Raw genomic sequence first — 4,305 nt, 5'->3', positions numbered from 1 at the left:
GACAGGCCCGCGCGCTCAGCGATCGTGGCAGTGGACAGGCTGGCATCCTCCTGCACGATCCGGAGAATGCGTCGTTCGGCGTCGTCCAATTGCACGGAGAGTTTATCCTTATTTGAAAGAATATGAGGTTAGATGATCCTCGATCGCCGTCAATCGCGGCGATTGAGGACATTCTTGCCCCGCCCGCCGCGCTATCTGCCTGAGCCATCGATCAGGAAGGTGCACGATGAACGACCGACTGCCGCCGGAGACAATCATAAGGCTGGATGATGCGCGATCGGGTCTTCGGGGATTCATTATCGTGCACTCGACCGCGCTTGGGCCAGCCGTCGGCGGCTGCCGCCTGTGGCGCTATACGGACGAGGTCGCCGCGAGCGAGAATGCGCTGCGGCTGGCCGGCGATATGACGATGGCGAACGCGCTCGCCGGCCTTCCGTTCGGCGGGGCCAAAGCGGTGTTGATGCTGCCCGAACCGCCGTTCAATCGCGCAACGCTGTTCCAGGCGTTCGGCCGCGCGGTCGAGGGGCTGGGCGGCCGCTTCGTCGCCTCCGGCGGCCTGGGCGTCGGGCCGGCGGACATGGCGCTGGTAGCGAGCGAGACCGCGCATGGACCGCCCCGTTCCGATGGCTTGGCCGGCGGCGACATGGCGGAGGCGACGGCGCACGGCGTGTTTCGCGCGATGGAGGTGGCAGTGTCCCGCCGGCTGGGCCGCACGCTCGGCGAAGTCACCGTCGCAGTCCAGGGTGTCGGCGGCGTCGGGATGGCGCTCTGCGCGCTGCTTCACGCGGCCGGCGCGCGGCTGGTGATCGCCGAACCGCATGCGGAACGCGCGGCGCGCGCCGCCGTCCGCTTCGGCGCCGAGGTGGTGCAGACCCGCCTGATCGCGCAGGCCCCCGCCGACGTGTTCGCCCCCTGCGCGCTCGGCGGCGCGATCAACCTCGCGACCTTGCCGTCGTTGCGCGCAAAGGTGGTGTGCGGGGCGGCCAGAGGCCAGCTTGCCGCGCCCGAACTGGCCGATATGCTGGCGGAACGCGGGGTGCTCTACGCGCCCGATCTCCTCGTCAACGCCGGCGGGACCATCAGCGCGGCAGCGGACCGGCTCGACTGGCCGGAGGCGGAACGCGATGCGCGCATCGATGCGATCGGTTACCGTCTGAGCGAAATATTGGACGAGGCCGAGGCGCTGCGCATGCCCCCCGCGCGGGTGGCTGCGATCACGGCGCGGCGCGCAGTCGCAACCGCGCGCCCGGCGCTCGCAAAGACGATGCTCGCGGCATGACGCAAATGCTTCGCCTGACCGTGCGTGGGCCGTCATCGACCGACATGCTCGTGCGCGTCGTCAATCTGCTGGCGCAGCGCGGGCTGGTGCCGCATGCGCTGCGCGCGTCGGCCCGGGGGGAGACTATGGTCATTCGCATGCGCGTCGCGCTCGATCCGGGACCGATGGTCGCCGCCATGATCGAAAAGCTGCGCGCCATCATCGGGGTTACGAGCGTGGCGACCGAAGAGGTTGGGGCCGTAAGGAAAGCCATCACCCACAGAACCGCCACCGCCGCATCCCGTGAGCGAGACGCCTTCTCCCTCGCCGCGACGCCTCTATAACCGGCAGGGCTGTTGCCGCCGCCGGGAGATCGCCTTGTTGCTTCGCCTGATTGCCGCCCTGGCCCTGCTGTGCGCCGCGCCCGCCGTCGCGCAGGAGGGGCCGGCCACGCTCTATGGCCCGCTGTTCGCGGCGGTGCAGACCGGGCGCATCTTCGCCGACGGCAAGACCTTCGCCGATGCGGTGCCGAAGCGTGATCCGGCCGCCATTCTCGCCGATTATGCGGCGCAGCGGCCGGCAGGGGACGCGCTCAAGCGCTTCGTGCTCGCCAACTTCGTCGTGCGCGGGGAGAATGACCGGGGCGACCTGCGCGGCCATGTCCGCCTGCTCTGGCCCCAATTGGTCCGCCAGCCGGAGCCGGCCGCCCCCGGCGGATCGGAGCTCACGCTGACTGCGCCATATGTCGTGCCGGGCGGGCGCTTCCAGGAAATCTATTATTGGGACAGTTATTTCACCATGCTCGGGCTCCGCGCCGACGGACATCCCGAGCTGGTCGAAGCAATGCTCGACAATTTCTCCGGGCTGATCGAGCGTCACGGCCATATCCCCAACGGCACGCGAACCTATTATCTGAGCCGGTCGCAGCCGCCTTATTATGCGTTGATGCTCGATCTGTCGGCGAACACCGACCCCGCTGTCACAGCGCGGCGGCTGGCCGCGCTCCGCACCGAGCACGCCTTTTGGATGAAGGGCGCCGCCTGTCTCTTCGCGCGACAGTCTGCATGTCTGCGCGTCGTGCGCATGCCTGACGGTGGCATCCTCAATCGTTATTATGACGATCTGGACACGCCGCGAGACGAATCCTTCGCGGAGGATGTCGCCACCGCCGGGGCATTGCCCTCCGATCGGCGCGCGCGCCTTTATCGCGACCTGCGCGCGGGGGCGGAGAGCGGTTGGGACTATTCGTCGCGCTGGCTGCGCGACCCCCGCTCGCTCGCGTCGATCCACACGACCGACATTGTGCCGGTCGACCTCAACAGCCTGATGTGGGCGATGGAGCGGCGGATCGCGTCCGGCTGTGCCGGGCTGGGCGACGGCGCGTGCGCGCGGACATTCGCCGCGCTCGCGGCGCGGCGCAAAGCGGCGATCGATCGCTATCTGTGGGTGGCGCGCGAGGGCCGTTATGCCGATTGGGACATCACGACGCGCAAGCCCACGCCCGTGCTGAGCGCCGCGACGCTCCAGCCCCTGTTCGTCGGCCTGTCCTCCCCCGCACAGGCAGGTGCGGTGGCGGCGACGACCCGGCGCGCGCTGCTGGCCGAAGGGGGGCTGCGGACGACGCAGCAGCGCACCGGACAGCAGTGGGACGAGCCCAATGGCTGGGCGCCGCTGCAATGGGTGGCGATCGACGGGTTGGCGCGATCGGGGCATGCCGCACTCGCCGAGGACATCGCCCGCCGTTGGATCGGCACGGTCGCGGCGGCCTATGCCGAGACGGGCAAGATGCTCGAGAAATACAATGTCGAGGCGCGCACCCCCGGCGGCGGGGGCGAGTATCCGGTGCAGGACGGTTTCGGGTGGACCAACGGCGTGGTGAGCGCGCTGCTGGAGCGTTATCCCGCCCTTCGATAGGCTCGCCCTGCGATGCTCAATGACTGCCGCCGGACGGGAGGTCCGACAGCCGGTCGACCAGCACGCCGATGTCGGCACAGGCCTGTTTGGCGCGCGCCACGTCGCGCTTGCCTTCCGGGGACAGCGGCTCGGCCAGATCGACGATGTCGATCGACCCCATGACGACGCTCAGCTTGTTGCGCAGCTGATGCTGCGCGGTTTGTAACGCGGTCCGCCGGGGCGGCTCGTGTCGCGGGGCCGTCACGCGCATGGGGAGGCGGCCTCACGCATGGTTCCCGCGGACGCTGGACAGCCCGGTGAAGACATATCCGGACCCGCGTGCGGAACGCAGCGGCAGCGGCTGGCCGGTCGCGGTCTCGATCCGCCGCCTGGTGCGCGAGATGAGGACGTCGACGCTGCGATTCTGCGGGTCGATCCGCGGCTTGCCGAGCCGGGCGTTGATCATGTCGCGCGAGCCCGGCTGGCCTGGCGTCTGGAGTAGCGGGACCAGCGCCTGATATTCGGCGGCGGACAGGTCGACCTTGATCCCGGTGGGCGAGGTCAGCGACCAAGCGTCGCAGTCGAGAACCCAGGCCCCCTCCTTTTCCCCCGCCCCCGCGGCGCCGTCGGACGCGTCGGGCATATTCTCGCCGATCGGCAGGTGGTTGTGGAGCCGCCGCGCGAGATTGCGAACGACGGTCTCCAACTCCCGCAGGTCGACCGGCTTGTTCAGATAATGGTCGGCCCCGATCGACAGGCCCAGCAGCCGGTCGTCCTGATCGGTCCGGCCCGTCAGCATGATGATCCCGACTGGCGATCGCGCACGCAGCCGGGCGGCGGCGATGAAGCCATTCTCGTCAGGCAGGTTCACGTCGAGGAGGATGATGTCCGGCCAGGCAGTCAGCAGAGCCTGTTCCAGCGCCTTGACGTGATCGAAGCCCTGTACCTCCATGCCTGCCGCATCGAGGAAGCGCAGGAGGGTTTCGCGCAGCGCATCATCATCCTCGACGACGTGGATCGCGATGCGGCCGCTCATGCCGCGCTCCGGCCCGGCGGGGCGCCGAGGATGCCAGACCTTTGCGCCGTCAACCGGCGCGGATGGAGGAAGCGTAGAAGGCCCATGTCCCTGATCCCACGATATCCTTGATTTATCG

Annotated in this window: 6 protein-coding genes; 3 read left to right on the top strand and 3 right to left on the bottom strand. The window is 68.9% G+C overall.

Features of this window, described 5'->3' with window-relative positions:
- On the bottom strand, nucleotides 1–95 hold a 95-nt coding region (locus ACOJSF_RS06905), incomplete at its 3' end, for an AsnC family transcriptional regulator (protein ID WP_420141478.1).
- Between the two features lie 131 nt (nucleotides 96–226).
- Here ACOJSF_RS06905 and ACOJSF_RS06900 point away from each other — a divergent pair.
- From ACOJSF_RS06900 to treF, 3 genes are read left to right on the top strand one after another with little or no spacing between them, the layout of a single operon-like run.
- On the top strand, nucleotides 227–1,279 hold the full coding sequence (locus ACOJSF_RS06900) for a Glu/Leu/Phe/Val dehydrogenase dimerization domain-containing protein (protein WP_420141477.1): 1,053 nt from the start codon (nucleotides 227–229) through the stop codon (nucleotides 1,277–1,279).
- Complete coding sequence (locus ACOJSF_RS06895; RefSeq protein ID WP_420141476.1) at nucleotides 1,276–1,602, top strand: hypothetical protein; 327 nt, start codon at nucleotides 1,276–1,278, stop codon at nucleotides 1,600–1,602. Before ACOJSF_RS06900 ends, ACOJSF_RS06895 begins: the two co-directional genes overlap by 4 nt.
- A 37-nt stretch (nucleotides 1,603–1,639) precedes the next feature.
- The gene (treF, locus tag ACOJSF_RS06890; RefSeq protein WP_420141475.1) at nucleotides 1,640–3,172 is read left to right on the top strand and encodes an alpha,alpha-trehalase TreF; all 1,533 of its coding nucleotides are present in this window, start codon (nucleotides 1,640–1,642) and stop codon (nucleotides 3,170–3,172) included.
- 16 nt (nucleotides 3,173–3,188) lie between these two features.
- On the opposite strand, the gene ACOJSF_RS06885 is transcribed toward treF, so the two are convergent.
- Complete coding sequence (locus ACOJSF_RS06885) at nucleotides 3,189–3,422, bottom strand: hypothetical protein (protein WP_420141474.1); 234 nt, start codon at nucleotides 3,420–3,422, stop codon at nucleotides 3,189–3,191.
- 12 nt (nucleotides 3,423–3,434) lie between these two features.
- Complete coding sequence (locus tag ACOJSF_RS06880) at nucleotides 3,435–4,187, bottom strand: response regulator transcription factor (protein ID WP_420141473.1); 753 nt, start codon at nucleotides 4,185–4,187, stop codon at nucleotides 3,435–3,437.
- Nucleotides 4,188–4,305: the final 118 nt, after the last annotated feature.

Source organism: Sphingomonas sp. (assembly GCF_048594985.1).
In the GTDB taxonomy this organism is placed as follows: domain Bacteria; phylum Pseudomonadota; class Alphaproteobacteria; order Sphingomonadales; family Sphingomonadaceae; genus Sphingomonas_I.
The sequence above is the reverse complement of the archived record's forward strand: the minus strand, read 5'-3'. Positions and strand labels throughout refer to the sequence as shown.

What these genes read in the sequence shown, in the direction of transcription:
- ACOJSF_RS06885 (WP_420141474.1), bottom strand. Translation starts at nt 3,422, where the DNA reads ATGCGCGTGACGGCCCCGCGACACGAGCCGCCCCGGCGGACCGCGTTA.
- ACOJSF_RS06900 (WP_420141477.1), top strand. Translation starts at nt 227, where the DNA reads ATGAACGACCGACTGCCGCCGGAGACAATCATAAGGCTGGATGATGCG.
- ACOJSF_RS06895 (WP_420141476.1), top strand. Translation starts at nt 1,276, where the DNA reads ATGACGCAAATGCTTCGCCTGACCGTGCGTGGGCCGTCATCGACCGAC.
- ACOJSF_RS06880 (WP_420141473.1), bottom strand. Translation starts at nt 4,187, where the DNA reads ATGAGCGGCCGCATCGCGATCCACGTCGTCGAGGATGATGATGCGCTG.